The 25,419-nt window shown below is 65.0% G+C and carries 21 protein-coding genes and 2 tRNA genes; 11 read left to right on the forward strand and 12 right to left on the reverse strand.

Annotation, left to right across the window (positions count from 1 at the left end):
* Positions 1 to 72 precede the first annotated feature (72 nt).
* The 3 genes from F7P65_RS02215 to F7P65_RS02225 form a co-directional block, all read right to left on the reverse strand.
* Positions 73 to 1,209, reverse strand: a complete 1,137-nt coding sequence (locus F7P65_RS02215; protein WP_420853295.1) for an ATP phosphoribosyltransferase regulatory subunit — start codon at positions 1,207 to 1,209, stop codon at positions 73 to 75.
* A 55-nt stretch (positions 1,210 to 1,264) separates the two neighbouring features.
* On the reverse strand, positions 1,265 to 2,845 hold the full coding sequence (gene serA, locus F7P65_RS02220) for a phosphoglycerate dehydrogenase (protein ID WP_150290112.1): 1,581 nt from the start codon (positions 2,843 to 2,845) through the stop codon (positions 1,265 to 1,267).
* A 121-nt stretch (positions 2,846 to 2,966) separates the two neighbouring features.
* Complete coding sequence (locus F7P65_RS02225) at positions 2,967 to 4,127, reverse strand: phosphoserine transaminase (protein WP_150290113.1); 1,161 nt, start codon at positions 4,125 to 4,127, stop codon at positions 2,967 to 2,969.
* A 216-nt stretch (positions 4,128 to 4,343) separates the two neighbouring features.
* Here F7P65_RS02225 and F7P65_RS02230 point away from each other — a divergent pair, with 216 nt between their 5' ends.
* From F7P65_RS02230 to F7P65_RS02255, 6 genes are all read left to right on the forward strand, one after another.
* Positions 4,344 to 5,000: an extensin family protein gene (locus F7P65_RS02230; RefSeq protein WP_420853296.1), complete on the forward strand. Its 657-nt coding sequence runs from the start codon at positions 4,344 to 4,346 to the stop codon at positions 4,998 to 5,000.
* 41 nt (positions 5,001 to 5,041) lie between these two features.
* Positions 5,042 to 5,920: an LOG family protein gene (locus F7P65_RS02235; RefSeq protein ID WP_150290115.1), complete on the forward strand. Its 879-nt coding sequence runs from the start codon at positions 5,042 to 5,044 to the stop codon at positions 5,918 to 5,920.
* Between the two features lie 50 nt (positions 5,921 to 5,970).
* Complete coding sequence (locus tag F7P65_RS02240) at positions 5,971 to 6,642, forward strand: pyrimidine 5'-nucleotidase (RefSeq protein ID WP_150290116.1); 672 nt, start codon at positions 5,971 to 5,973, stop codon at positions 6,640 to 6,642.
* Positions 6,639 to 7,478 (forward strand): 2,3,4,5-tetrahydropyridine-2,6-dicarboxylate N-succinyltransferase, encoded by an 840-nt coding sequence (dapD, locus tag F7P65_RS02245; RefSeq protein ID WP_150290117.1) that lies wholly within the window; start codon positions 6,639 to 6,641, stop codon positions 7,476 to 7,478. The genes F7P65_RS02240 and dapD overlap by 4 nt, the downstream gene beginning before the upstream one ends.
* Positions 7,479 to 7,561: 83 nt before the next feature.
* Entirely contained in the window at positions 7,562 to 9,427 is a 1,866-nt protein-coding gene (locus tag F7P65_RS02250) for an ABCB family ABC transporter ATP-binding protein/permease (RefSeq protein ID WP_150290221.1), read from the forward strand.
* A gap of 259 nt (positions 9,428 to 9,686) precedes the next feature.
* Complete coding sequence (locus F7P65_RS02255) at positions 9,687 to 10,670, forward strand: TerC family protein (RefSeq protein WP_150290118.1); 984 nt, start codon at positions 9,687 to 9,689, stop codon at positions 10,668 to 10,670.
* 182 nt (positions 10,671 to 10,852) lie between these two features.
* Here the strand turns inward: F7P65_RS02255 and F7P65_RS02260 are convergent, their stop codons facing one another.
* From F7P65_RS02260 to F7P65_RS02270, 3 genes are all read right to left on the reverse strand, one after another.
* Complete coding sequence (locus F7P65_RS02260) at positions 10,853 to 11,473, reverse strand: hypothetical protein (protein WP_150290119.1); 621 nt, start codon at positions 11,471 to 11,473, stop codon at positions 10,853 to 10,855.
* Between the two features lie 67 nt (positions 11,474 to 11,540).
* Positions 11,541 to 11,939, reverse strand: a complete 399-nt coding sequence (locus F7P65_RS02265; RefSeq protein ID WP_150290120.1) for an acyl-CoA thioesterase — start codon at positions 11,937 to 11,939, stop codon at positions 11,541 to 11,543.
* A complete protein-coding gene (locus F7P65_RS02270) occupies positions 11,939 to 13,987 on the reverse strand; it encodes a S9 family peptidase (RefSeq protein ID WP_150290121.1) in 2,049 nt (682 codons plus the stop codon). Before F7P65_RS02270 ends, F7P65_RS02265 begins: the two co-directional genes overlap by 1 nt.
* A 93-nt stretch (positions 13,988 to 14,080) precedes the next feature.
* On the opposite strand from F7P65_RS02270, the gene F7P65_RS02275 reads away from it, so the two are divergent.
* Positions 14,081 to 15,862: an aminopeptidase P family protein gene (locus F7P65_RS02275; RefSeq protein WP_150290122.1), complete on the forward strand. Its 1,782-nt coding sequence runs from the start codon at positions 14,081 to 14,083 to the stop codon at positions 15,860 to 15,862.
* A 6-nt stretch (positions 15,863 to 15,868) separates the two neighbouring features.
* Here F7P65_RS02275 and F7P65_RS21925 read toward each other — a convergent pair whose 3' ends face one another.
* Positions 15,869 to 16,015: a hypothetical protein gene (locus F7P65_RS21925; RefSeq protein ID WP_205451889.1), complete on the reverse strand. Its 147-nt coding sequence runs from the start codon at positions 16,013 to 16,015 to the stop codon at positions 15,869 to 15,871.
* A 115-nt stretch (positions 16,016 to 16,130) separates the two neighbouring features.
* Between F7P65_RS21925 and F7P65_RS02280 the strand changes: the two genes are divergently transcribed.
* A tRNA-Thr gene (locus tag F7P65_RS02280) sits at positions 16,131 to 16,205 on the forward strand.
* 162 nt (positions 16,206 to 16,367) lie between these two features.
* On the opposite strand, the gene F7P65_RS02285 is transcribed toward F7P65_RS02280, so the two are convergent.
* The 4 genes from F7P65_RS02285 to paoA are packed head-to-tail and all read right to left on the reverse strand — an operon-like array spanning position 16,368 to position 22,246.
* Positions 16,368 to 18,383, reverse strand: coding sequence for a TonB-dependent receptor plug domain-containing protein (locus F7P65_RS02285; protein WP_150290123.1), 2,016 nt, complete (start codon positions 18,381 to 18,383; stop codon positions 16,368 to 16,370).
* A 52-nt stretch (positions 18,384 to 18,435) separates the two neighbouring features.
* The gene (gene paoC, locus F7P65_RS02290) at positions 18,436 to 20,652 is read right to left on the reverse strand and encodes an aldehyde oxidoreductase molybdenum-binding subunit PaoC (RefSeq protein WP_150290124.1); all 2,217 of its coding nucleotides are present in this window, start codon (positions 20,650 to 20,652) and stop codon (positions 18,436 to 18,438) included.
* Positions 20,653 to 20,657: 5 nt separating this feature from the next.
* A complete protein-coding gene (locus F7P65_RS02295; protein WP_150290125.1) occupies positions 20,658 to 21,608 on the reverse strand; it encodes an FAD binding domain-containing protein in 951 nt (316 codons plus the stop codon).
* Entirely contained in the window at positions 21,605 to 22,246 is a 642-nt protein-coding gene (gene paoA, locus F7P65_RS02300; RefSeq protein ID WP_150290126.1) for an aldehyde dehydrogenase iron-sulfur subunit PaoA, read from the reverse strand. The genes F7P65_RS02295 and paoA overlap by 4 nt, the downstream gene beginning before the upstream one ends.
* A gap of 256 nt (positions 22,247 to 22,502) precedes the next feature.
* Here paoA and F7P65_RS02305 point away from each other — a divergent pair.
* Positions 22,503 to 22,577 (forward strand) — tRNA-Gly (locus F7P65_RS02305).
* A 105-nt stretch (positions 22,578 to 22,682) separates the two neighbouring features.
* Here F7P65_RS02305 and F7P65_RS02310 read toward each other — a convergent pair.
* A complete protein-coding gene (locus F7P65_RS02310; RefSeq protein WP_240334167.1) occupies positions 22,683 to 23,618 on the reverse strand; it encodes a class I SAM-dependent methyltransferase in 936 nt (311 codons plus the stop codon).
* A 63-nt stretch (positions 23,619 to 23,681) separates the two neighbouring features.
* Between F7P65_RS02310 and F7P65_RS02315 the strand changes: the two genes are divergently transcribed.
* Both F7P65_RS02315 and F7P65_RS02320 read left to right on the forward strand, forming a co-directional pair.
* A complete protein-coding gene (locus tag F7P65_RS02315; RefSeq protein ID WP_150290127.1) occupies positions 23,682 to 24,530 on the forward strand; it encodes a transketolase in 849 nt (282 codons plus the stop codon).
* Positions 24,523 to 25,386, forward strand: coding sequence for a transketolase family protein (locus F7P65_RS02320; protein ID WP_150290128.1), 864 nt, complete (start codon positions 24,523 to 24,525; stop codon positions 25,384 to 25,386). Before F7P65_RS02315 ends, F7P65_RS02320 begins: the two co-directional genes overlap by 8 nt.
* Positions 25,387 to 25,419: the final 33 nt, after the last annotated feature.

The raw sequence follows: 25,419 nt of genomic DNA on the forward strand, positions 1-25,419 counted from the left end.
AGCGGGCGCATTGCCCTGTGTTGCGGGCCGCGCGTTAGCCGCGCTGGCCCGGTAAAGTCAATAGGCGCAAAGTCAATAGGCGCGCGGATCGTGGCCGTCGAGCCAGTGGGAGCAGCGCAGCATCTCGCCATTTTCCTGGCCCGTGAGCGCCGCGATGGTCTGCCAGCCTTCCGCCCGCAATTCGGCGGCGCGGGCCGCGTCATGGTGCAGCGGGAGGAACAGGCGTCGGGGTGCCTCGCCGCCGAAGCCCGCATCGATCAGCGGATCGGGATAGAGCGAGAAGCCCATCGCCGGTTCGTCCGAGCCGTCGGCGCGGGTGATGGCATAGCTGCCGCCCCGGCCGATCTCCCCGATGAAGCCCTCCGCGAAGATCGAGAAGCCGAACCAGTTCTGATATTCGAAGCCATGGCGCTCGGTCGGATCGAGCGTCAGGGTGATGTCCCAGCCAATGGGCTTGGCAATGGCGCGCAGGCCCGCGATCCGGCTGTCGATGGCGCCGCCGAGCTCGGCATTGAGCGCTTCCAGCCGCTCCATCGCGGCGTGGAAGGGACCGGTGGCCTCGATCAGCGGCAGATAGGCGGCGGCGGCCGGGCTGATCGCGACAAGCGCGCCAGCATCCTTGGCGTCGAGTTCGGCACGGACGGCCTCGACCTCTTCCGGCGCCAGCGGCAGCGGGCCGGCGGCGAGGCTGTCGATCAGGTCCGGCAAGGTGAAGTCGATGGTGATGCCGGTGACGCCGGCGGCTTGCAGCGCCTCGATGGCGACATTCACGATTTCGACGGCGGCAGTCGCGCTGTCGCTGCCGATCAGTTCGGCGCCGATCTGGAAGCGTTCGCGCTCGGGGCGAAGCTGATTCGCGCGCAGGCGGATCACCGGCCCGGCATAGGAGAGGCGCAGCGGACGGGGCGCGGACGCGAGGCGGGTGGCGGCGATGCGGCCAATCTGCGCGGTCATGTCCGGGCGGAGGGCCAGGCTGCGCTGGGAAACAGGGTCGATGGCGCGGACAAGGTCCTGCGCGCGCATCGTTTTCAGGCGGCCGACCAGCGTGTCCTCGAACTCCGCGAGCGGCGGCATGACACGTTCATAGCCATGCCCGGCGACGGTATCGAGCACGCGGCGCGCAAGGCGCGCGGAAGCCTCTGCCTGCGGGGGCAGGCGGTCTGACAGTCCTTCGGGGAGGAGGCCGGGCGGGATCGTGGCGCTCGTCATGGTCATGGGGCTGGCCTTTAGCGGATTATACGCAATAGGCCAGCCCGAACCGTCTTTATGCGAAGCGCAGCAGCTTCACGGTCTTGACGCCTGCGAGTTTGCAGATGTCGGCCAGAACGGCTTCGTTCACCGCGCCGTCGACCGAGAGCAGCAGGACGGCTTCGCCACCCTGATTGCGGCGGCCGAGGTGGAAGGTGCCGATATTCACCTGCGCCTCACCCAGCGTCGAACCGAGGCGACCGATGAAGCCCGGCGCGTCCTGATTGACGATGTAGAGCATGTCGCCCGCGAGGTCGGCCTCGACCTTGATGCCGAACAGCTCGACCAGACGCGGCTGCGAATGACCGAACAGGGTGCCCGCAACCGACTTGTCCCCGCTTTCCGTCTTCACGGTCACGCGGACGAGGGTCTGGTAGTCGCCCTCGCGGTCATGACGGACCTCACGGACATCGAGGCCGCGTTCCTTCGCCAGGAAGGGCGCGTTGACCATGTTCACCGTGTCCGAATAGACGCGCATCAGGCCCGCCAGCACCGCTGCGGTGATCGGCTTCTGGTTGAGTTCGGCGGCATGGCCCTCGACCTCGACCGAGACGCTCTGGATGCGGTCGCCTTCGAGCTGGCCGACCAGGCTGCCCAATTCTTCGGCCAGCGCCATATAGGGCTTGAGCTTCGGAGCTTCCTCAGCGGACAGCGACGGCACGTTCAGCGCATTGGTGATGCCGCCGTCGAGCAGATAGTCGGACAGCTGTTCCGCCACCTGAAGCGCGACGTTCACCTGTGCTTCGTCGGTCGACGCGCCCAGATGCGGGGTGCAGATGAAGTTGGGGGTGCCGAACAGCGGCGATTCCTTCGCCGGTTCGGTCACGAAGACGTCGAGCGCGGCGCCCGCCACATGGCCCGCGTCCATCGCGTCCTTGAGCGCGGCTTCGTCGATCAGACCGCCACGGGCGCAGTTGATGATGCGCACGCCCTTCTTGGTCTTGGCAAGATTTTCCTTGCTCAGGATGTTGCGGGTCTGGTCGGTCAGCGGCGTGTGCAGCGTGATGAAGTCGGCCTTCGCCAGCAGCGTGTCGAGATCGGCCTTTTCCACGCCCATTTCGACGGCGCGTTCCGGGGTCAGGAAGGGATCGAAAGCAACGACCTTCATCTTGAGGCCCAGCGCGCGGCTGGCGACGATCGAGCCGATGTTACCGGCGCCGATCAGGCCCAGCGTCTTGCCGGTGACTTCCACGCCCATGAAGCCGTTTTTCGGCCACAGGCCCTGCTGCGTCTGGGCGTTGGCTTCGGGCAACTGGCGGGCCAGCGCGAACATCAGCGCGATGGCGTGCTCGGCGGTGGTGATCGAGTTGCCGAACGGGGTGTTCATCACAATCACGCCCTTGGACGAGGCGGCCGGGATGTCGACATTGTCGACGCCGATGCCGGCGCGGCCGATGACCTTCAGGTTGGTCGCGTGATCGAGAATATCCTTGGTGACCTTGGTCGAGCTGCGGATGGCGAGGCCGTCATACTGGCCGATGATCGCCTTCAGCTCGTCCGGGGTCTTGCCGGTGATTTCGTCGACTTCGACGCCACGCTCACGGAAGATCGCGGCGGCGCGGGGGTCCATCTTGTCGGAAATAAGTACCTTGGGCATGACGAATTGCCTTTCAATTCGTCATCCCGGCGAAGGCTGGGATCTCGGGCCTCCAGGATTGGCCTGGCCGCCCGAGATACTGACCTTCGTCAGGATGACGGGGAATAGGGAAGAAGTTTGCTTAAGCAGCCTTGACGGTGGCGTAGGCCCAGTCGAGCCAAGGACCCAGCGCTTCGATGTCGGCGGTCTCAACCGTCGCGCCGCACCAGATGCGCAGGCCCGCCGGGGCGTCGCGATAGCCCGCGACGTCATAGGCGGCGCCTTCCTTCTCCAGCAGAGCCGCGAAGCTCTTGATGAAGGCTTCGTCCGCACCCTCGACCGTCAGGCAGACGCTGGTGGTCGAGCGCGACGCTTCGTCGGCGGCGAGATGGCCGAGCCAATCGCGCTCCTCGACGATCTTGTTCAGCGCCGCCGCATTGGCGTTGCTGCGCGCGATCAGGCCTGCGGAGCCGCCCAGCGACTTGCCCCATTCCAGCGCGAAGATCGCGTCCTCGACGGCCAGCATGGAGGGGGTGTTGATCGTCTCGCCCTTGAAGATTCCTTCGGCCAGCTTGCCCTTCGCCATCAGGCGGAAGACCTTCGGCAGCGGCCAGGCGGGGGTGTGGGTCTCGAGGCGTTCGACAGCGCGGGGGCCCAGGATCAGCACGCCATGGCCGCCCTCGCCGCCCAGCACCTTCTGCCAGGAGAAGGTCGCAACGTCGATCTTCGCCCAGTCAATGTCATAAGCGAAAACCGCGCTGGTGGCGTCGGCGAAGGTCAGGCCCTCGCGGTCGGCCGGAATCCAGTCGGCGTTCGGCACACGCACGCCCGAGGTGGTGCCGTTCCAGGTGAACAGCACGTCGTTCGAGAAATCGACGGTGGTGAGGTCGGGCAACTGGCCGTAATCGGCGCGGATGATCGTCGGATCAAGCTTGAGCTGCTTGGCCGCGTCCGTCACCCAGCCCTCACCGAAGCTCTCCCAAGCGAGCGTCGTGACGGGGCGGGCGCCCAGCATCGTCCACATCGCCATTTCGAAGGCGCCGGTGTCGGAGCCGGGAACGATGCCGATGCGGTGGGTTTCGGGCAGGTTCAGCAACTCGCGCATCAGGTCGATGCAATAAGCGAGGCGGGTCTTGCCGATCTTGGCGCGGTGCGAGCGGCCGAGGGACTCGGCGCTCAGCTTGTCAGCGCTCCAGCCCGGAGGCTTGGCGCAGGGACCGGAAGAGAAATAGGGGCGGGCCGGACGGGTGGCGGGCTTTTCAGCAGGCGCAATGGTGGCGTCAACGGCAGTCAGATCAGTCATGTAATGCGTCTCCTTACAGAGAGCACGCGCGGCGTTGGGACCGCGTGGCCCGCTGGCCGACCTAAAGAGTTGGAGCGAAGAGTCAAGCCGCCAAAGAGTCCAATCGAATGGCTGGATGCGATAAACCGAGTCCGCTGTTAACCCTTGATCCAGCCGGACGTGGTAAATGCTTTTTCCATGTTTGAGCGGGTTAGGGGGAAAGCGATCCTTCGCGGCATGGGCTTTGCGGCCCCGGCGGCGGTTGCGTTGATGCTGGCGGGCTGCGGCGGCGATCTGGTGCCGCGGGGCCGCGTGGAGCGCCCCTCCAAGCCGGTCAGGACCGCCCGTCCCGCTGCGCCGCCATCGATGGAAGTACGCCAGTGCATGGCGAAGCTGAATTCGCAATCGGTGTTGTTCACGCCCCTGCCCGACCAGAATTTCGGTGGTGGATGCAGCGCGGTGGGCAGCGTCAAGCTGCTCGACATCGGCGTGCCCGCGACCAATCTGGGCGCCATGACCTGCAACCTTGCCGCCAATTTCGCGGCCTGGGCGCGCTATGGCGTGCAGCCTGCCGCCCGGCTGATCCTGGGCGCGGAGATCGAGCGGATCGAGACGTTCGGCACCTATAATTGCCGGCCGATCGCGGGCAGCGGCAAACTCAGCGAACATGCGCACAGCAATGCGGTCGACGTGTCGGCCTTCGTGCTGAGCGACGGGCGGCGGATTTCCGTCGAGCGGGACTGGAACGGCGACAAGCGGACGCGCCAGTTTCTGGAGGTTGTCCACGCCAGCGCCTGCAAGCGGTTCCGCACGGTGCTCAGCCCCGACTATAACGCCGCGCATCACGATCATTTTCATTTCGACATGGGTGGAAAAGGCGGGTTTTGCCGCTGAGCGCCTTGGCTTTGTCGCTCCGCCATTCTACCTTGCTGGCAATGACCAGAAAAGAAATCGAAGAACGCAAATTCCGCCCAGCCCGACAGGAAGCGGCCGATGCCCGCAAGAATGTCGACACCCCCCAGACCAGCAGCGCCGCCTATCGCCTGGCTTTTCAGGACACCGAATTCCTGCTGCGCGAGGATTTGCGGCCGGTGCGGTTCCAGCTGGAATTGCTGAAGCCCCAATTGCTGATGGATGAGGCGAAGATCGAATCGACCTTCGTTTTCTACGGGTCCGCGCGCATTCCCGAGCCCGACCAGGTGCAGGAGCGGATCGACGCCGCGACCACGCCGGACCAGAAGCGAATCGCTGAAAATCTGGGCAGGAAGGCGCGTTATTATGACGAAGCGCGCAAGCTGGCGCGAATCGCGGCCCAATATCCGGTGAACGAGGCGGGATGCCGCCACTTCGTCGTCTGTTCGGGCGGCGGCCCCTCGATCATGGAGGCGGCGAATCGCGGCGCGGCGGATGTCGGCGCGACGACCATCGGCATGAATATCGTCCTGCCCCATGAGCAGGCGCCCAATCGCTTCGTCACGCCCGAACTCAGCTTCCAGTTCCACTATTTCGCCCTGCGCAAGATGCATTTCCTGCTGCGGGCGCGGGCGCTGGCGGTGTTTCCGGGCGGCTTCGGCACGTTCGACGAGATGTTCGAACTGCTGACCCTGATCCAGACCGGCAAGATGAAGCCGATCCCGATCCTGCTGTTCGGGCGCGATTTCTGGACGCGGGTGGTGGATTTCGAGGCGCTGGCGGAAGAAGGGGTGATCTCGCCGTCCGATCTCAACCTTTTGACCTGGGTGGAGACCGCCGAGGATGCATGGGCGGCGGTGCAGACCTTTTACAAGGATTCACAGGCACCCGGCTGCGGCTGAAGCGCAGGAGAATCCTTGCCCTTGCCCCCGCACGGGACTAGGGCGCGGCCATGCGCAGCGCCCTTAGCCATATCGATTGCTGGATCTTCGATCTCGATAACACGCTCTATCCGGCCAAGGCCGACCTGTTCGCGCTGATCGACGTCAAGATGGGCGAGTTCATCCAGGGGTTGCTGGGTTGCGATCCGGTCGTCGCCAAGGAAACGCAGAAACGCTATTTCCTGGAGCATGGGACGACCCTGTCGGGCCTGATGCACCATCATGGCATCGAACCCCACGCCTTCCTGGACTATGTCCACGATATTTCGATGGACCGGCTGGAGGTGGACGAGGCGCTGAACGCCCATATCGCCGCGCTGCCCGGGCGTCGGCTGATCTTCACCAATGGCGACGGCGCCTATGCGACGCGGGTGCTGGACAGGCTGGGCCTGACGGGCGCGTTCGAACTGATCCACGACATCCATGCCTGCCAATATATTCCGAAACCCGATCCGTCGGGCTATGCGGAACTGTGCCGGGTGCATGGCGTCGATCCGACCCGCGCCGCCTTTTTCGAGGATATGGCGCGCAACCTGCGCCCCGCCAAGGCGATCGGCATGTCCACCATCTGGGTCAATAACGGCTCGGAAGCGGGCAATCACGAGCATCATCCCGACTTCATCGATTTCGAAACCGACCATCTGACGCCGTTTCTGGCGGATATTCTTGGGGAAAAGCCATGAGCAACGAACTGATCGCGACCATCGACGCCGCCTGGGAAGACCGGGCCAATGTGAACCTGTCGACGCAGGGCGCCATCCGCCAGGCGGTCGACAAGGCGCTGGCGATGCTGGACAGCGGCGAGGCGCGCGTGGCCGAACCGGCGGGCGACGGCTGGCAGGTCAACCAGTGGCTCAAGAAGGCGGTGCTGCTGTCCTTCCGGCTCAACGACAACGCCCTGATCGAAAACGGTCCGGGCGCGGGCCACTGGTGGGACAAGGTGCCCAGCAAGTTCGCCGGCTGGGACGAGGCCGCGTTCCGCGCCGCCGGCTTCCGCGCGGTGCCGGGTTCCTTCGCCCGCGCCGGCGCGCATATCGCCAAGAATGTGATCCTGATGCCCAGCTTCGTCAACATCGGCGCCTTCGTCGATGAAGGCACGATGGTCGACACGTGGGTGACGGTGGGCAGCTGCGCGCAGATCGGCAAGAATGTCCACCTGTCGGGCGGCGTGGGCATCGGCGGCGTGCTCGAGCCGTTGCAGGCCGATCCCGTCATCATCGAGGATGACTGCTTCATCGGCGCCCGCTCCGAAGTCGTGGAAGGCGTGCGCATCGGCAAGGGTTCGGTGCTGTCGATGGGCGTGTTCATCGGCCAGTCGACCAAGATCGTCGACCGCACCACCGGCGAAGTGTTCATGGGCGAAGTCCCGCCCTATTCAGTGGTCGTGCCCGGCAATCTGCCCGGCAAGCCGCTGCCCGACGGCACGCCGGGGCCGAGCCTCTATTGCGCGGTGATCGTCAAGCGGGTGGACGCGCAGACGCGGTCCAAGACCGGGATCAACGAACTGCTGCGCGATTAATCCGCTCCGACAAATAAGCCACTCCCTCGTCAGGGAGGGGCTTATAAGTGGCATTTGCGGCTTGGCGGCCCTACATACCGCCCATGCCGCCATCCACGCCTGACAATTCCCCGCTGCCGCCCGTCTGGGCGACCATGCGGCGCTTCCTTCCCTATCTCTGGCCCGCCGATGCCCCTGCGCTGCGGCGGCGGGTGGTTATCGCCATGGCGCTGGTGCTGGTGGCGAAGGTCGTCAGCCTGGCCATGCCCTTCGCCTACAAGGGCGCTGTCGACCGGATGGTGCCGGGGATGGAGCCGGGCGTGGCCCTCGCCATGGCGCTGGTCGTGGCCTATGCGGGGGCGCGCTTCGGCAGCGTCCTCTTCGACAATCTGCGCAACGCCGTGTTCGAACGGGTCGGACAGGAGGCCGGACGGCGGCTGGCCGACGATGTGTTCGTGCATCTGCATCGGCTGTCGTTGCGCTTCCACCTCGACCGGCGCACCGGCGCCGTCACCAAGATCGTCGAGCGCGGCACGAAGAGCATCGACACGATGCTCTATTTCCTGCTGTTCAACATCGCGCCGACGGTGCTGGAACTCGCCGCCGTCTGCGTCATCTTCTTCGTGAAATTCGGCCCCGGCCTGGTGGCCGCGACGCTGGTGATGGTGGGCCTTTATATCTGGTTCACCCGGACCATCACCGAATGGCGCAACCAGTTGCGGCGCGACATGGTGGACATGGACACCAGCGCCGTCGCCCATGCCGTCGACAGCCTGCTCAATTTCGAGACGGTCAAATATTTCGGCGCGGAGGAGCGAGAGGCCACCCGCTATGCCAAGGCGATGCGCCGCTACGCCGATGCGGCGGTGAAGTCGGAAAACTCGCTGGCGTGGCTCAATATCGGCCAGTCGCTGATCACCAACCTGATGATGGCGGGGGCCATGGGCTATACCGTCTGGGGGTGGAGCAAAGGGCAGTTTTCGACCGGCGACGTGGTGCTGGTGAATACGCTGCTCAGTCAGCTTTTCCGGCCGCTCGACCTGCTGGGCATGGTCTATCGCACGATCCGGCAAGGGTTGATCGACATGGAGGCGATGTACAAGCTGATCGACACGGAGACGGAGATCGCCGACGCGCCGGAAGCGCCGCCGCTGCATGTCGAGGCGGGTGAAGTGCGCTTCGATCATGTGCATTTCGGCTATGATCCCGAACGGGAGATTTTGCATGGCGTGAGCTTCACCGTGCCGGCTGGCAGGACGCTCGCCATTGTGGGGCCATCGGGCGCGGGCAAATCGACCATCGCCCGACTGCTGTTCCGCTTCTATGACATTCAGGGCGGGCGCATCCTGATCGACGGGCAGGATGTTTCGGCAGTGACGCAGCAATCGCTGCGCTCGGCCATCGGCATCGTGCCGCAGGACATGGTGCTGTTCAACGACACGGTCGGCTATAATATCGGCTATGGCCGTCAGGGCGCGACCCAGGAGGAGATTGAGGCGGCGGCCAGGGCGGCGTCGATCCATGATTTCATCATGCGACTGCCGCAGGGCTATGCCACGCGCGTCGGGGAACGCGGCCTGAAGCTGTCCGGCGGCGAAAAACAGCGGGTGGCGATCGCGCGGACGCTGCTCAAGGATCCGCCGGTGCTGGTGCTGGACGAGGCGACCAGCGCGCTCGACAGCCGGACCGAAACGGAGATTCAGGACGTGCTGCGCAGCATAGCGCGCAAACGGACCACGCTGATCGTCGCGCATCGGCTGTCCACCGTGGTCGATGCCGATGAGATTATCGTCATGGAGCAGGGGCGCATTGTCGAGCGCGGACGGCATGGCGATCTGGTGCGGGCGGACGGACTTTACGCCGCCATGTGGGCGCGGCAGGCGACCGAGCGGGAGGAAATGCCGGCCGATCCGGGCGTCGAGCCGAGGATCGAGGACATGTTCGAGGTGGCGGACATACGCCGCGGCTGACCTCCGCCACCGTCCCGGGCGCGCCCTCTTCCCATGCGCCAAGGGAAGGATTTTCAAGCGTCCGTTGATCTTTCCAGTCTCCTCCCCTATGATCCCGCTCGCGGACCGGGCCCCTCTGGCGCGCTGATCTCCATGCAGCGCGTGATGTCGGACCGCATCGGACTATCCGGTGCGACTGACGGCTTGGTTTAGACCACCCCTTCCCCTTCGCAGCGGATTCTCCGGTCAACTTTGTTGTTGAACGAGAGGAGCATATCCCGTGGAATTTCTCTTCATGGACTGGCTGGGGACAGCGGCCTGGTTCTGGCTGGCCTTCTTCGCCATCGTTGTGGCGCTGACCGCCTTCGACCTCGGTTTCCTGCACAAGGAAAACAAGGAAATCGGCATCAAGGAGAGCCTGAAGCTCTCCCTCTTCTACATCAGCATCGCCTGCGCGTTCGGCGCATGGGTCTGGTTCGTGCGCGGACCGGAGCCGGGGATGCAATATTTTACCGGTTTCTTCATCGAAAAGGCGCTGTCGATCGACAATGTCTTCGTCATCAGCCTGATCTTCACCTATTTCGCAATTCCGCCGAAATATCAGTATCGCGCGCTGCTGTGGGGCATTATCGGCGTGATCGTGCTGCGCGGTCTGATGATCGCGGGCGGGGCGATGCTGCTGCATCAGGCATATTGGGTGCTGTACCTCTTCGCCGCCTTCCTGATCTTCACCGGCATTAAGATGATGTTCAGCGGCGACGAACCGATGGATGTCGGCAAGAATCCGCTGATCCGCTTCATTTCAAAGCATATGCGGGTAACGCCGCAGCTGCATGGCGAGCATTTCTTTGCGCGCATGGTCGATCCGAAGACGGAGAAAATGGTGATGGCGGCAACGCCGCTGCTGCTGGCGCTGGTGGTGATCAATTTCGCCGATCTGGTGTTCGCGGTAGACAGTGTGCCAGCGATCTTCGCGATCACGACCGACACTTTCATCGTCTATACCTCGAACGTCATGGCGATCCTGGGCCTGCGGGCGCTCTATTTCGCGCTGTCGGCCATGGTGCACCGCTTCCACTATCTGAAATATGCGCTGGCCGCGATCCTGGTGTTCATCGGCACCAAGATCTTCGTGGCGGACTTCCTGCTGGATGGCGGGAAATTCCCGCCCGCCTTGAGCCTGGGCGTCACCTTTGCGCTGATCGGCGCGGGGGTCGGCTGGTCGCTGTGGAAGACGCGGCAGGAAGAGAGGCGTCTGGTCTGACCGCCGTTCTAGAGCAAGTTGCTAAATCAGACGCGGGTCGCTTGCTCACCTCCTTTGTTGTCGCATCGTTTTTTACGAAAAACCCGAGCTCGGAGTCACGTCCCTCCGGCTCGCCCACTTTTTCGCACGATGCTCCAGGGGAGCCGCATTTCGCTGCCGAAACGCGGCTCCTCTTATACCGCTCAGCGGTTCGTCACGGTCGTGGTCGTCTTTTCCACGACCGAGGTGCGCGCGGGACTGCTGGTCTTGCGCACAACCCTATGTTTGACCGGAGCCGCCTTGCGCACGGCGGTCGTTGGAACGGTCTTGACCGTCTCCGTCGTGACGGTCGTGCTCGCGGGCGGAGGCGTGGCGGCCGCCGCACGAGCGGCCTGCGCGTCGGACGCCGCCGAGGCCGCGGCCCGCTCGGCCGCATCCGCGCGGGCATTGGCGGCGGCGGCGTCTTGCTGCGCGGATGCTGCGGTGGATGCCTGGATTTGCGCATCCGTTTCGGCGCGGACCTGCTTTTCGCCAATCGCGGTATCGGCAAATTGCTGCGCCTCGATCGCCGTCGTTATGGCGTCTTTCTTTTTACCGTTTCTAAGCTGTTCCTGGGCGAGGCGGAGCGACGCCTGGGCCTTGGCCATGACCGCAGGGTTCACGTCGCCGCTATTCAGCTTGGCGGCGGCGTCGATCTTGCCCCGGGCCTCCGCAATGGCGGCCAGAGCCCGTTTCTGGTCGTCGCCTGCCAGTGCCGGGCTGCTCACGAGAAATAAAGTCGATGCAGCAGCAAGCACACGCATTGAAGCGCCAATCCCACGCATAGTTTCTCCTGTCATCATGTTTAGTGGAGGAGAAAACGTGCGATCAGATCACGAAGTTCCAGACCGATCAATTGTCCAGAAAAGGCGCGGAAACATCCGGCGGAACACGGAGTATGCGACCGCTTTGCTTGTCGATGATCGCCCAGGTCGATTTGGCCGCGACTTTTACCTTGCCATCGGACCCGGTAAATTCCATATGCCGGTCGAAGCGGGCGCCACGCGGACCGTCCGGAATCCAGGTGCGGACGGAAACCGTTTCTCCCTGCCGAACGTTCCCGCGATAGTCGATTTCATGCCGGGTCACGACCCAGACATAGGCGTCGACATGCGCCGGGTCTGCGTCGCGGGTCCAGTGTTCGGTCGCGACCTGTTCCATCCATTGGACCCAGACGGCATTGTTCACATGGCCGAGCATATCGATATGCTCGGGCGCGGCCGTGAAGTGGGTGATGTAGGTCGAGGACATCAGTCAGCCACGCCCAGTTGCCACAGGATGAAGGCGAACTCCTCCGCCAGTTCGTGGAGGCTTTCGAACCGGCCCGATTTGCCGCCATGGCCCGCGCCCATATTGGTCTTCAGGATCAGCATATTGCCGTCCGTCTTGGTGGCGCGCAGTTTCGCCACCCATTTGGCCGGTTCCCAATAGGTGACGCGGGGGTCGTTGAGACCCGCCGTGACCATCAGCGGCGGATAATCCTGGGTGCTGACATTGCTGTAGGGATCGTAGGCAAGGATCGTCTCGAACGCCGCCTTGTCCTCGATGGGGTTGCCCCATTCGGGCCATTCGCCGGGCGTCAGCGGCAGGGTTTCGTCCAGCATGGTGTTGAGCACGTCGACAAAGGGCACATGCGCCACCACCGCGCCCCAGAGGTCCGGGTCGCTGTTGACGACCGCGCCCATCAGCTCGCCGCCCGCCGATCCGCCGGAGATGCCGATCCGGCCCCTGGAGGTATATTGGAGGTCGATCAGCCCCTTCGCCACGTCCACGAAATCGGTGAAGCTGTTCGTCCGCTTGTCGAGCTTGCCGTCGAGATACCATTGCTGGCCAAGGTCGTCGCCGCCGCGAATATGGGCGAGCGCGAAGGCGAAACCGCGATCCAGCAGCGACAGGCGGCTGGTGGAGAAGCCCGGCTCCATGGCGATGCCGTAAGCGCCATAGCCGTAAAGGTGCAGCGGCGCGCTGCCGTCGCGGGGCAGGTCCCTGGGGTAGACGATGGAGACGGGAATCTGCGTGCCGTCCCGCGCCGCGATCATCAGCCGCTCCGTCGCATAGCGGGTCGCGTCATAGCCCGAAGGGATTTCCTGCACCTTCAGCACTTCGAGTTCACCCGTGGCAAGGTGATAGTCGTAGATGGTGTCGGGCGTGACCATCGATTCATAGCCGATGCGCAGCTTCGTCACGTCATATTCGGGATTGTCGTCGAGCGACGCGGAATAGCTGGCTTCGGGGAAGGGAATGCGCTTGGGCGCGTGGGTCGCATAATCGCGCAGTTCGATCTGGTCGAGGCCGTCCTGCCGCCCTTCGGTGACGTAGAAGCCCTTGAACAGGGTGAAGTCGGTCAGGTAGAAATGCGGGTCGGACGCAATCACCTCTTCCCACCGGTCCGGCGCCTCCAGCGACGCCTTGACCAGCCGGAAGTTCGGATGGGTGTCATTGGTGCGGATATAGAGCGTGCCCTCATGCTCATCGACCTCATATTCGCGGCCGGGCTTGCGGGCAGCGACGAGCAAGGGTTCGGCCGTCGGATTGTCGGCGGGCAGCAGCCAGGTTTCGGTCGTCACATGGTCGCCGGTCGCGATCACGATCCACTTTTCGGAAGAGGTGAGGCCGACCGAGACGCGGAAACCTTCGTCATCCTCGTGGAACAGTTCGATGTCGCTTTCCACGCTCTGCCCCAGCCAGTGCAGGCGGGCATTATCGGTGCGCCATTGATCGTTGGCGATGCCGTAGAGCAGCCCCTTGCTGTCGCTCGTCCACACCAGCGAGGACAGGGTGTCGGGAATGATCTCCGGCAGGATGTCCCCGGTGAAGAGGTCCTTGATCCGCGCCTCGAACCGTTCCGAGCCGTTATTGTCGATGGCATAAGCGAGGTAGCGGCCGTCCGGGCTGACCGACATCGCGCCCAGGCGGAAATAGTCGTGGCCCTCCGCCAGTGCAGGCTCGTCGAGGATCAGCTGGTCCTCACCGCCCGCGACGGGCTTGCGATACCATTTGCGATATTGGGCGCCGATTTCGAACGCGCGCCAGTAGATATAATCGCCATCCTTCTGCGGGACCGAGCTGTCATCTTCCTTGATGCGGCCCTTCATCTCCGCAAACAGCGCGTCGGTCAGCGCCTTGTGCGGCTGCATCGCGGCTTCGAAATAGGCGTTCTCTGCCTCCAGATAGGACAGCACCGCCTCGTCCTTCACCTCCGGATAGCCGGGGTCGCGCAGCCACGCATAGGGATCCTCCACCGTGATGCCATGGCGGGAGAAGCTGTGCGGGCGGCGGTCAGCGGTCGGAGCGTTCATTCACTATCCTGATCTGGCGAAACGATATGGGTCTGCTTATGTTGGCGGCCATAGGCCCTGTGCAAGAGGGCCGACAAGTCCAAGGGAAATTTGATGTCTACTCATGAAGACCGGCTGAAGGCCCTGCGCGCCCAATTGGTGCGCGATAAACTGGATGGCTTCGTCGTGCCGCTGACCGATGAGCATATGAGCGAATATGTCGGCGCCTATGCCCAGCGGCTGGCCTGGCTGACGGGCTTCCAAGGCTCGGCGGGCAGCGCGGTGGTGCTTCCCGAAGAGGCGGCGATCTTCGTCGACGGGCGCTACACGCTGCAGGTGCGCGAGCAGGTCGACGGGGCGCACTGGCAATATGAGAGCGTGCCGCAAACCTCCGTGGCGGCGTGGTTGGGCGAGCATGTCCCGGCGGGCGGGCGGATCGGTTACGATCCCTGGTTGCACACCCGGGCCTGGGTGAAGGCGGCGAGCGAGGCGCTGGCCGAACGCGGGGCGGAGCTGGTGGCGGTCGACACCAATCCGGTGGACGCGGTCTGGCCGGACCGGCCCGCGCCGAGCGACGCCAGGCTGGTGGTGCATGAGGACCGCCATGCCGGGCGGTCGGCGGCCGAGAAGCGGCAGGCGATGGCGGACTGGCTGGCGGCGAAGCATGCCGATGCGGCAGTGTTGTCGGCGCTCGATTCGCTGGCCTGGACCTTCAACATCCGCGGCAAGGATGTGGATCGGACGCCGGTGGCGCTCGCCTATGCCATCGTCCATGCCGACGCGACGGCGGACCTGTATGTCGCGCCGGAGAAAATCGACGAGGCGGTGGTGAAGCATCTGGGCAACGCGGTGCGCGTGCAGCCCCGGGCCGATTTCGCCGATGCGCTGGCGGGCTTTGCCGGCAAGACCGTGGTTGCCGACCCGGAACGGGCCGTGGCCGCGATCTTCGAGGCGCTGGAAGCGGGCGGCGCGCAGGTGCTGGCGCTGCGCGATCCGGCGGTGCTGCCCAAGGCGGTGAAGAACCCCGTGGAGATCACCGGGCACAAGGCAGCGCAGGCGCGCGACGGAGCGGCGCTCAGCCGGTTCCTGCACTGGATCGCGGTCGAAGCGCCCAGGGGCGGCGTCGATGAACTGGGCGCGGCGGCGAAGCTGGAGGCGTTTCGCAAGGAAACCGGGCTGCTGGAAGATCTGTCCTTCGACACCATTTCCGGCGCGGGGCCGAATGGCGCCGTGGTGCATTACCGGGTCGAGGAAAAGACCAATCGCAGGATCGAGAAGGGCAGCCTCTATCTGGTCGATTCGGGCGGGCAGTATCGCGACGGCACCACCGACGTGACCCGCACCATCGCCATCGGCACGCCCTCGGACGAGATGAAGCATCGCTTCACGCTGGTGCTGAAGGGGCATATCGCGCTGGCCCGCGCGCAGTTCCCGCAGGGCACGCGGGGCGGACAGCTCGACGTGCTGGCGCGGCAATTCCTCTGGGCCGAAGGGCTGGATTATGCCCATGGCACCGGCCATGGCGTCGGCAGCTTCCTGTCGGTGCATGAGGGGCCACAGCGGATCGCCACCTTCGCCGGCGGCGACGAGCCGTTGCAGGCGGGCATGATCCTCTCCAACGAGCCGGGCTATTACAAGACCGGCGAGTACGGCATCCGGATCGAGAATCTGGTGCTGGTCGAACCGCGCGAGGTGACAGGTGCCGAGCGGGAGATGCTGGGCTTCGAAACGCTGACCTTCGCGCCGATCGACCGCAATGCGATTGCGGCGGACCTGCTCACCGGCGCGGAGCGCGCCTGGCTGGACGCTTATCACGCCAAGGTGATGGAGGTTGTGGGGCCGCAGCTTGAAGGCGCGGCGCTCGATTGGCTGAAGGCGGCCTGCGCGCCCTTGTAAGCGGGTTTACCCCCTGGCGTCGTCGGGGCGCTGGGGGGTTTCCACCTCCTTCGATTCGCGCGCCTGCGTCTTGCGGCGGCGCAGATTGTCCCGCAATGCCTGCGCCAACCGCTCTTTCCGTTCGTCTTGCCCGCCGGCTTTTCCTGTCATCATGGGCGGTCCTTAAGCAATTTACACAAAGTGCCGCAAGCCGCCTTGACATGGAACGATGAGGCGGCCATAGGCCCGGCTCCGCTGGCGCGATAAGCCAGACGGAGCTGAAAATAGTGCTGCCGTAGCTCAGTGGTAGAGCGCATCCTTGGTAAGGCTGAGGTCGCGAGTTCAATCCTCGCCGGCAGCACCATTTTCCTCCCGCGACCCTTTAGTCGCCTGATTTTCCAACATTCCGGGACTCGAGCGGTCCTAGCCCGCGATACACCTCACGGCATGTCGCTGATGGACGATGAAGCGCAGCGCCGTGCGGCGGTCCTCCACCGGCGTGGCGGTGGAACGCCCGAGGCCTGACTTACCGACTGAATCTGACGCCGATCCACAAAGTCCGGGGCGTACCCAGATCGATCGAGCCGTCCGTGCCGAGCCGGGTATAGATTTTTTCGTCGAAAAGATTCTCGCCCCTCGCGATCAGAGTCACGCCATGGCCCAGCGGCAGCCGTGCCACGGCATCCACCGTCAGCGCGTCGGGCAGCGCATAGGCCTGAAGATCATCCTCATATTGCTTGGCGACATAGCGCAGCGTGGCGGAGAGCGCTGGACCCTGCTCCGGTTCCCAGGCGAGCGTCGCGCTGGCGGCATGGCGCGGGCTTTGCGCGGGAGTCAGACCGTCGAACCGCATCCCCGGCGCATGCACCGTGCTGTGGCTATAGGCATAGGAGGCGGACAGCAGGAAATCCGCGATGCGGCCCGAGGCGGTCAGTTCCATCCCCTTCGCCACGATGGCATCGACATTCCGACGCTGGCGGGCGTTGAGATTGGATGGATCGGTCACATTCGCAATGGCGTCGTCCAGCTTGTTGTAGAAGGCCGTTGCGGAAAGGCTCACACCCGTTGCCGGGTTGATGTCGACGCCTGCCTCCAAGCCTTTCAGTTTTTCAGGCGTCAATGCAGCATTGGCTTCAGTCCTGACGGAGCCAACCACGAATGGCCGGTAAAGTTCATTGAGTGTCGGCAAGCGAAAACCGGTATACCCTGCGCCACGCACGGCGATCGCATCACCGAGATGGTAGAGGACACCAGCCCGGCCAGAGAACTGCCAATCGGAACGGTCGGCAAAAGCCGTGTTGAGTGTACCGACACCGGTACCATTGGCCTGACGGAAGAAGCCGTCGCTGATCGTCCAGCGATCCGCCCGCACGCCTCCGGTCAGCACCAGACTGCCAATGGTCCAGTCATCCTCGGCAAAGAAGCCGGTCGTCATCTGGTCCCCGCCCGCATGGCGGCGCGCCGTCACGACCCCCGCTGCGCTATAGACATCCTCATACATATCGCCGGTGGCAATACGGGTGTCGGCACCCACGCGCAGCACATGATCGGGGCCCACGGGCGGGCGTAGTTCGATCTTGCCGCCGATGCCAGTCGAGGGGGTGTTGCGCTGGTCGAGCGACTTGCGGGAGGTCGTAGGCGTGGGGGCGACGATCACGATGTTGGAGAAGTTGCGCGCCTGGATATAGGCCAGCGCATCGACCTGCCACGCCCCCCGCGAGATGAAGCGGATGGAGGCGTCCTGCCCCTCGCTCATGCTGTCGGCGCCCTTGAAGCGCAGCGTGCGGTCGTCGTGAAAGAGCGTGCCGCGAAACTGGATCTCCGACGTCGCGGAGAGCGGCGCCACGGCGCGCAGGTTCGTCGACCAGCCGTCATAGGCGGCAGGCGCGGTGGCGGCGACGCGCTGGTCTTTCGGCGTGGTCTGGAATCCGCCGCCCCGGTCCCAGCGACCCGAAAGCGAGACATAGCCGCCGCCCAGATCGGGGGCGATGCCGGCGGACAGTTCGGTCGCGTCCCGGCTGCCGTAAAAGGCGCTCGCGGCGAAGGTCGGCAACTGGTCGCGGGTGGCGCTGGCCAGTTCGATGGCCCCCGCCACCGCGCCCGCGCCGAAGGCCCCCAACCCGCCTCCGCGTGTCACCCGCACCACCGATAGGCGGTCGGGCACCAGCGCGCTGAACGGGATATAACCGAAAAAGGGATCGGCCATGGGCACGCCGTCCAGCAGCACCAAGGTCCGGCTCGACGCATTGCCGCCCAGCGCCCGCAGGGTCGCCCCCTGCGCCGAAGGATTGGCCGATCGGCTGTCGGAGCGGCGGAATTGCTGGAACCCCGCCACGTCGCCCAATATGCTCTCGATCCGCCCAGACGCGCTGTTCGCCAGCCGATCCCGGTCGATCGCCACAGATCCATAGGCTGGGGTCCCCGGCGGCAAGGCCAGCCCCTCCCCCGTCACGACGATCCGGGCCGGATCGGGCGCCTCCGCATTGGCCAACGCGACGGTCGGAATCGCGGCCAGCGCGAGTGACAGCGGAAGATATTTCATGGCGCCCTTTCCCCCTCTTTTGCGGAGCGAGTAGGGGCATCGCCTCAGAAGTTCAAGCGACCCTTTTGCCGGTCGACGCAGCCAGAATCCTGTCGATCGTCAAGGGATAGTCGCGCAGCCGCACCCCCGTGGCGTTGTAGATCGCATTGGCGACCGCCGCCCCTGCCCCGCAAATCCCCAGTTCACCGACGCCCTTCGCCTTCATGGGGGAGCTTTTGTCGTCCAGTTCCTCGATGAACAGCACGTCCTGATCGGGAATGTCGGCATGAACCGGCACCAGATATTCGGCCATGTCGTGATTGACGAAAAAGCCGAAGCGGGTGTCCACGGCCAATTCCTCCATCAGCGCCGCGCCGACGCCCATGGTCATGGCGCCGATCACCTGGCTGCGCGCCGATTTGGGGTTGAGGATGCGGCCGGCGGCAAAGGCCCCACCCATCCGCCGGATGCGGACCTCGGCGGTGTCGATGTCCACGCCGACCTCGCAGAAATGCGCGCCGAAGGTGGCCTGGGCATAGCGTTTGGCAAGGTCGCCAAATTCCATGCTGTCTTCCGCCCACAGCCCCTCTCGCCCGGCCAGCGCGCCGAGCGGTTGCGACTGGTTGCCCAGCCGCACCAGCCCATCCTCGAACACCGCCTTGTCCGCCGGGAATCCCGCCTTCTCCGCCAGTTTCGCGCGCAGGGCCATGGCTGCGGCGTAGACGCCCGCCGTCGAACTGTTCGCGCCCCATTGCCCGCCCGATCCGGCCGATACCGGAAAGCGGCTGTCGCCCAGCCGCACGGTCACCGCCTCCAGCGGCACGCCCAACATCTCCGCCGCCGTCTGGCCGAGGATGGTGTAGCTGCCGGTGCCGATGTCGGTCATGTCGGTTTCGACAGTGACATGCCCTTGTCCATCGACGCCGATGCGCGCGCCCGATTTGCCGACCAGATTGTTGCGGAAGGCCGAAGCGACCCCCATGCCGACCAGCCAGCGGCCGTCACGCACCTGCCCCGGCCTGGGGTTGCGGTGGCTCCAGCCGAACCGTGCCGCGCCCTGACGGAGGCATTCGACCAGCTTCCGGCTGGAGAAGGGACGCTGCGGCCCGGCTTCGGGATCATATTGCACATCGTTGCGGATGCGCAGTTCGACCGGGTCGACGCCGCACGCCTCCGCCAGCTCATCCATCGCGACTTCCAGCGCCAGCAGGCCTACGGCCTCGCCCGGCGCGCGCATCGCATTGCCCTCCGGCAGGTCGAGCGTCGCCAAGCGGTGCGTCGTCAGCCGGTGGGCGCCGCGATAGAGCAGGCGCGTCTGTTGCGCCGCCGATTCCGCGCTGCCGCCCGGCAGGTCGCCCGACCAGACATCGTGCGCGATGGCGTCGATCACGCCATGCCGGTCGGCGCCGATGCGGACGCGCTGGATGGTGGCGGGGCGATGCGTGGTGTTGTTAGGGATTTGCGGCCGGGCAATCGCCACCTTGACCGCGCGGCCGACCATCCGCGATCCCAGCGCCGCCAGCAAGGCATCGGCCCGCACGAACAGCTTCGCGCCGAAACCGCCGCCAATATAGGGCGAGACAAGGCGGACATTCTCCTTCGGAATCTTCAGCGTCTTGGCTATTTCCCCGACGCTCCACGCGATCATCTGATTGGAAGTCCAGAGCGTCAGCTTGTCGCCATTCCATGCCGCGGTGGTGGCGTGCGGCTCCATCATCGCGTGGCTTTGGTCGGGGGTGGTGTAGCTCTGGTCGACCTTCACCGGCGCCTTGGCGAAGGCCGTGTCGAAATCGCCCGTCCGGGTGTCCGTGCGGCCGCCGATAATGGTCGGGGGAGCGACGGCATTCGCGCGCTCCGCCGCAAGGTCGAACCGGCCCTGTTCCGGCACATAATCGATGCGCAGAAGCTGGGCGGCGTCGCGCGCATTTTCCAGCGTGTCGGCGATGACCAGCGCCACCGCCTGCTCATAATGTTCGATCCGCGGACCGCCCAGCAGATGGGCGGTGTTCAGATCGCCCTTGTCGAGCGGCCCGGCATTTTGATGGGTGACGATGCCCAGGACGCCCGGCGCGGCTTGCGCGGCGCGCAGGTCGATGGCGCCGATCCGGCCCTTGGCGATGGCGGACCCGACGATCCAGCCATAGGCGGGATCGGGCGCGACGTCATGCCGTTCATAGGCATAGGGCGCGGTGCCGGTGACTTTCGCGGCGCCGTCGATCCGGTCGTGGGGAATGCCGATGACCCGGCCCCGGTCGATCGGATTGGCGGTGGCGGGCGTATCGAACTTCATGGGGCTCAAGCCTCCTTTTGCCGATAGAGCGAAGCGAGCGTGCGCGCGGTCAATTGCTGCTTGAACCCATTATGCGCGGTGGGGCGCGCTCCGTTCAGCGCCGCTTCGGCCACCGCAGCCGCGCCGGAGGGGGCAGCGGCATCGGCGGCATCGCTGCGCCAGGGCTTGGTCGCGATCCCGCCGAAGGCGAAGCGCGCCTTGCCGTCCCGCGCGAACACCGCCGCGACCGAAACCAGCGCGAAGGCATAGGAGGCACGGTCGCGGACCTTGCGATAGACATGGGTTCCGCCCAGCGGTTGGGGCAGCGTCACCGACGTGATGAACTCGCACGGCCCCAGCGCATTTTCGACATGGGGCGTTGCGCCGGGCAGACGGTGGAAATCGGCGATGGGGATCGTCCGGCGGCTGCCATCGGCGCGCACCGTATCGACGCCGGCATCGAGCAGGCGCAGCGCGACCGCCATGTCGGACGGATGCTGGGCGATGCAGGCCTCGCTCGTGCCCAGGATGGCGAGGCTGCGGCTCATCCCCTTGAGCGCGCCGCAACCGCTGCCGGGCTTGCGCTTGTTGCACGGCATCCGGGTGTCGTAGAAATAGGGACAACGGGTGCGCTGAAGCAGATTGCCGCCTGTCGTCGCCTTGTTGCGAAGCTGGCCGGAGGCACCGGCGAGCAGCGCGCGGCTGAGCACCGCATAGTCGCGGCGGACGGTCGCATCCGCCGCCAGATCGGTATTGCGCACCATCGCGCCGATCCGCAGGCCGCCCTCCGCCGTCCGCTCGATCCGGTCGAGGCCGAGATGGTTGACGTCGATCAGATGGGTCGGCGTTTCGATCTGGAGCTTCATCAGATCGAGCAGATTGGTGCCGCCCGCGATGAAGCGCGCGCCCGGGGTTCCGGCGGCGGTCTTCGCCGCCTCCTCGACGCTGCCGGCGCGGCTGTAGGTGAACGGCCTCATGCCTTTTCCCCTTCCGCGACTTCGCGAATCGCCGCGACGATGTTGGAATAGGCGGCGCAGCGGCAGATATTGCCGCTCATCCGCTCACGCACCTCCCGGTCGGAAAAGGCGACCTTGTCGAGATCGTCCGTGACATGGCTGGGAATTCCCGCCGCGATTTCGTCCAGCACCGCTACCGCCGAACAGATCTGGCCCGGCGTGCAATAGCCGCACTGATAGCCATCATGGGTGATGAAGGCGCGCTGCATCGGATGGAGCTTCTCCGGCGTGCCCAGACCCTCGACGGTGGTGATCCGGTCGCCCTCGTGCATGACGGCCAGGGTGAGGCAGCTGTTGATGCGCCGTCCCTCCACGATCACCGTGCAGGCGCCGCATTGACCATGGTCGCAGCCTTTTTTCGTGCCGGTCAGGCGCAGATGCTCCCGCAACGCGTCGAGCAGGGTCGTGCGCGGATCGAGATGAAGATGCACTTCGCGACCGTTCACGGTCAGTCCTACGGGCGTCATGGACCCTTCCTCCTTCCGGGCATGCCGATGATCGGCAGGGGCGGCCCGCGCTTCACCCAGTGCAGGCAGCGCTGCGGCGGCGGCCGCGCTGCCCTGAAGCAGGTTGCGGCGGCTCATCGGTTCGACGGTCATGAGCGGCATTCCTCCTGATCCCATGCGATACGAAGCGGGGGGCGTTTATATCCCTTATGGCACGGCGAATGGAGGCCCGGAAGAACCCCGGATGGCGGCGGACTACCCGAAAGGACAGAATTTACCGGGTGAAACGGCCGAAAAACGGCTCTGGGCAGAAAAAAGCAATTTTCTGCAAATTCACCCTTGCCGAGGTGGGAAGCCGCTGCTAGTTGCCCCCCACCCGCCGAGAGGGACACTTCCTCCGGCCGCCAGAGCGGGCGTAGCTCAGGGGTAGAGCACAACCTTGCCAAGGTTGGGGTCGAGGGTTCGAATCCCTTCGCCCGCTCCAGTTTTCCCAGGGAAAGCAAAAATTTGAAGGGACCGCGATCAAGCGGTCTCTAAGCCCCTTTCGATCAGATAGGGTACCCTATTTCCCTGTTTTCCCCATGTTTCTTTAATCGTCAGACAAGGCAGGCGGCCTGAAGCCCCAGCTCATGAAATTGCCGACATTGAACGGAAGCCTGCGGCGATCCAGCCAGGAGCCGCGTAGCAGCCCGGTCAATTTTCGCTTGAGGCCATCGGGCATCGGCACCAGTCGCAGCCAGTAGCTTGGCCGGTAGCTATTGCGGAAACTCGCTCCGTCGACCGATTCATAACCATTCTGCCGGAGCAGGCATCGGGAACTTTTGGCCGAAAAAAGCTGCATATGTTCGATATCGACGATCGGCGAGCGCCGTCCCAACAGCCGGTTGAGCCACGCCCGCCGGTCATGCGTGACGGCGACGAACACGCCGCCCGGCCGCAGCAGGCGATAGGCCGCGCTGACCAGCGCGCCGGGGTCCTGCACATGCTCCAGCGTCATGAAGCAGCAGATGAGATCGAAGCTCTCTGCCGCGAAATCCTTCTCCTCGAAAATGCCTTCGCGAATCCAGGCCCTCCGGCGCGAGGGCGCGGCCGCAATCGCGGCGTTCGACGGTTCGACCCCCATCAGTTGCACAAAGCCCGACAGCTCCAGCCGCTCCAGGAAGGCGCCGGTTCCCGTGCCGATCTCCAGCGCGGCGCCCCGTCCCGTCAACCGTTCGAGCACGGGTTTCAGCGCGCGCGCATAGGCGTCGGCGGCATCTTCCGCTTCCTCCGCGCTGTCATAATCGGCGGCATGATAGCTGGCAGCCAGCGATGCCACGCTGGGCGGCCGGTCGACATAGGCCAGATCGCACTGCCGGCACCGGACCATCGCATGGCTCATATATTCCGGCACCTTGCGCGAAGCAAAGCTGGAGGCGCTGACCCGGCTGTCGTCGCGCGTGTCGGACAGGAAGGGTTCGGCCTGATCGGGTCCGGCTCCGCAAAGCGGACAGGGGCGTGCCTTGGCGATGGGATCATGCTTCATGGGACTGACGCTAGCCCGCTTTGGTTGAATAAATCTTAACCATATCCAGCGACTTTGCCGCCTATGAAAGAAGCGCCCTTCGTCGCGGCCGAGCCGCAGGACACGCAACCGCTCGCCCGCCGCATTCGCGGCCAGGCCCTGCGCATGGTCACGCGGGCCAAGGCGTCGCATATCGGATCGGCCCTCTCCATCGCCGACATCGTCGCGGTGCTCTACGGCCGGACGCTGCGCGTTCATCCGGCCGCGCCCGACCATCCGCAACGGGATCGCTTCATCCTGTCCAAGGGCCATGCCTGCGTCGCCGTCTATGCCGCCCTGGCGGAAACCGGCTTCATCGACCCCGCCCTGCTCGACAGCTATGGCAGCGACGGATCGATGCTGATGGCGCATATCAGCCATAAGGTGCCGGGCGCGGAATTTTCCACCGGGGCGCTGGGCCACGGCCTGCCCTTCGGTACCGGCAAGGCGTTGGCGGCGAAGCGGCGAGGGCAGGACTGGCGCACGATCGTCCTGACCAGCGACGGCGAATGGGGCGAGGGCAGCAATTGGGAAGCGGCGCTGTTCGCGGCGCACCATGGCCTCGACAACCTGGTCTGCATCATCGATTACAACAAGCTGCAAAGCCTGAAGACCGTGGACGAGACGCTGCGGCTCGAACCGCTGCATTCCAAGTTCGAGGCATTCGGATGGGCAGTACGCGAAGTCGACGGCCACGACCATGGCGCGCTGGTCGCCGCGCTGGAGGCTGCGCCCTGGGAACCCGGCAGGCCGATGATGCTGATCGCCCACACGATCAAGGGCAAGGGCGTCAGCTTCATGGAAAACAGGGTGGAGTGGCATTACCGCAATCCCACCCCCGAACTGCTGGCACAGGCGCTGACGGAAATCGCGGGGGAGAAGGGCGATGCGTAATGCCTTCATCGAGGAACTGACCGCGCTCGCCGAAAGCCATGACCATATCGCCCTGATCGTCGGCGATCTGGGCTATAGCGTGATCGAGGAATTTGCCGATCGTTTCCCCGACCGGTTCGTCAATGCGGGCGTGGCAGAGCAGAATATGACCGGCCTCGCCGCGGGCATGGCGAGCGAAGGCTATCATGTCTTCACCTATTCCATCGCCAATTTCCCGACCTTCCGCTGCGCCGAGCAGATCCGGAACGATGTCGACCATCACCGCCTGCCCGTCACCGTGGTCGCGGTGGGCGGCGGCGTTGCCTATGGCGCGCTGGGCTATTCGCACCATGCCGTGCAGGATTATGCGCTGATGCGGGCCATGCCCCACATGACGATCGCCGCGCCCGGCGATCCGCTGGAGACGCGCGCCTGCCTGCGCTGGCTGGTCGCCAATCCCGGCCCCTCCTATCTGCGGCTTGGCAAGGCCGGTGAGCCGCGCTTCCACGACAGCATTCCCGATGTCGCGCCCGGCCGCTGGGTCAAGGTGCGCGATGGAGATGACGATTCGATCCTGCTGTCCACCGGCGCGGCGCTGGGCGCGGCGATGAGCCGGGCCGAGGGCCGTGCGGTCTGGTCGCTGCCGCTCTGGAGCATGGCGGCGAAGGCGGATCAACCCGCGCAGATCGCCCGGCATGAGAGAGTGACGACGCTGGAAGATCATCTCGCCGATGGCGGCTTCGGATCCTGGCTGACCGAATCGGTCGCGGGCACGCCGGCCGCCGGCCGAATCGAACCGATCGCCCTGTCGGCGGAGATTTGCGACAGGGTTGCGGGCCAATCGACCCTCAATCGCATCGGCGGCCTCACCCTATAACGCTTTCTTTACCATGCCTGTTCATAGGATATG

Source organism: Sphingobium estronivorans (assembly GCF_008692605.1).
Lineage (GTDB): Bacteria > Pseudomonadota > Alphaproteobacteria > Sphingomonadales > Sphingomonadaceae > Sphingobium > Sphingobium estronivorans.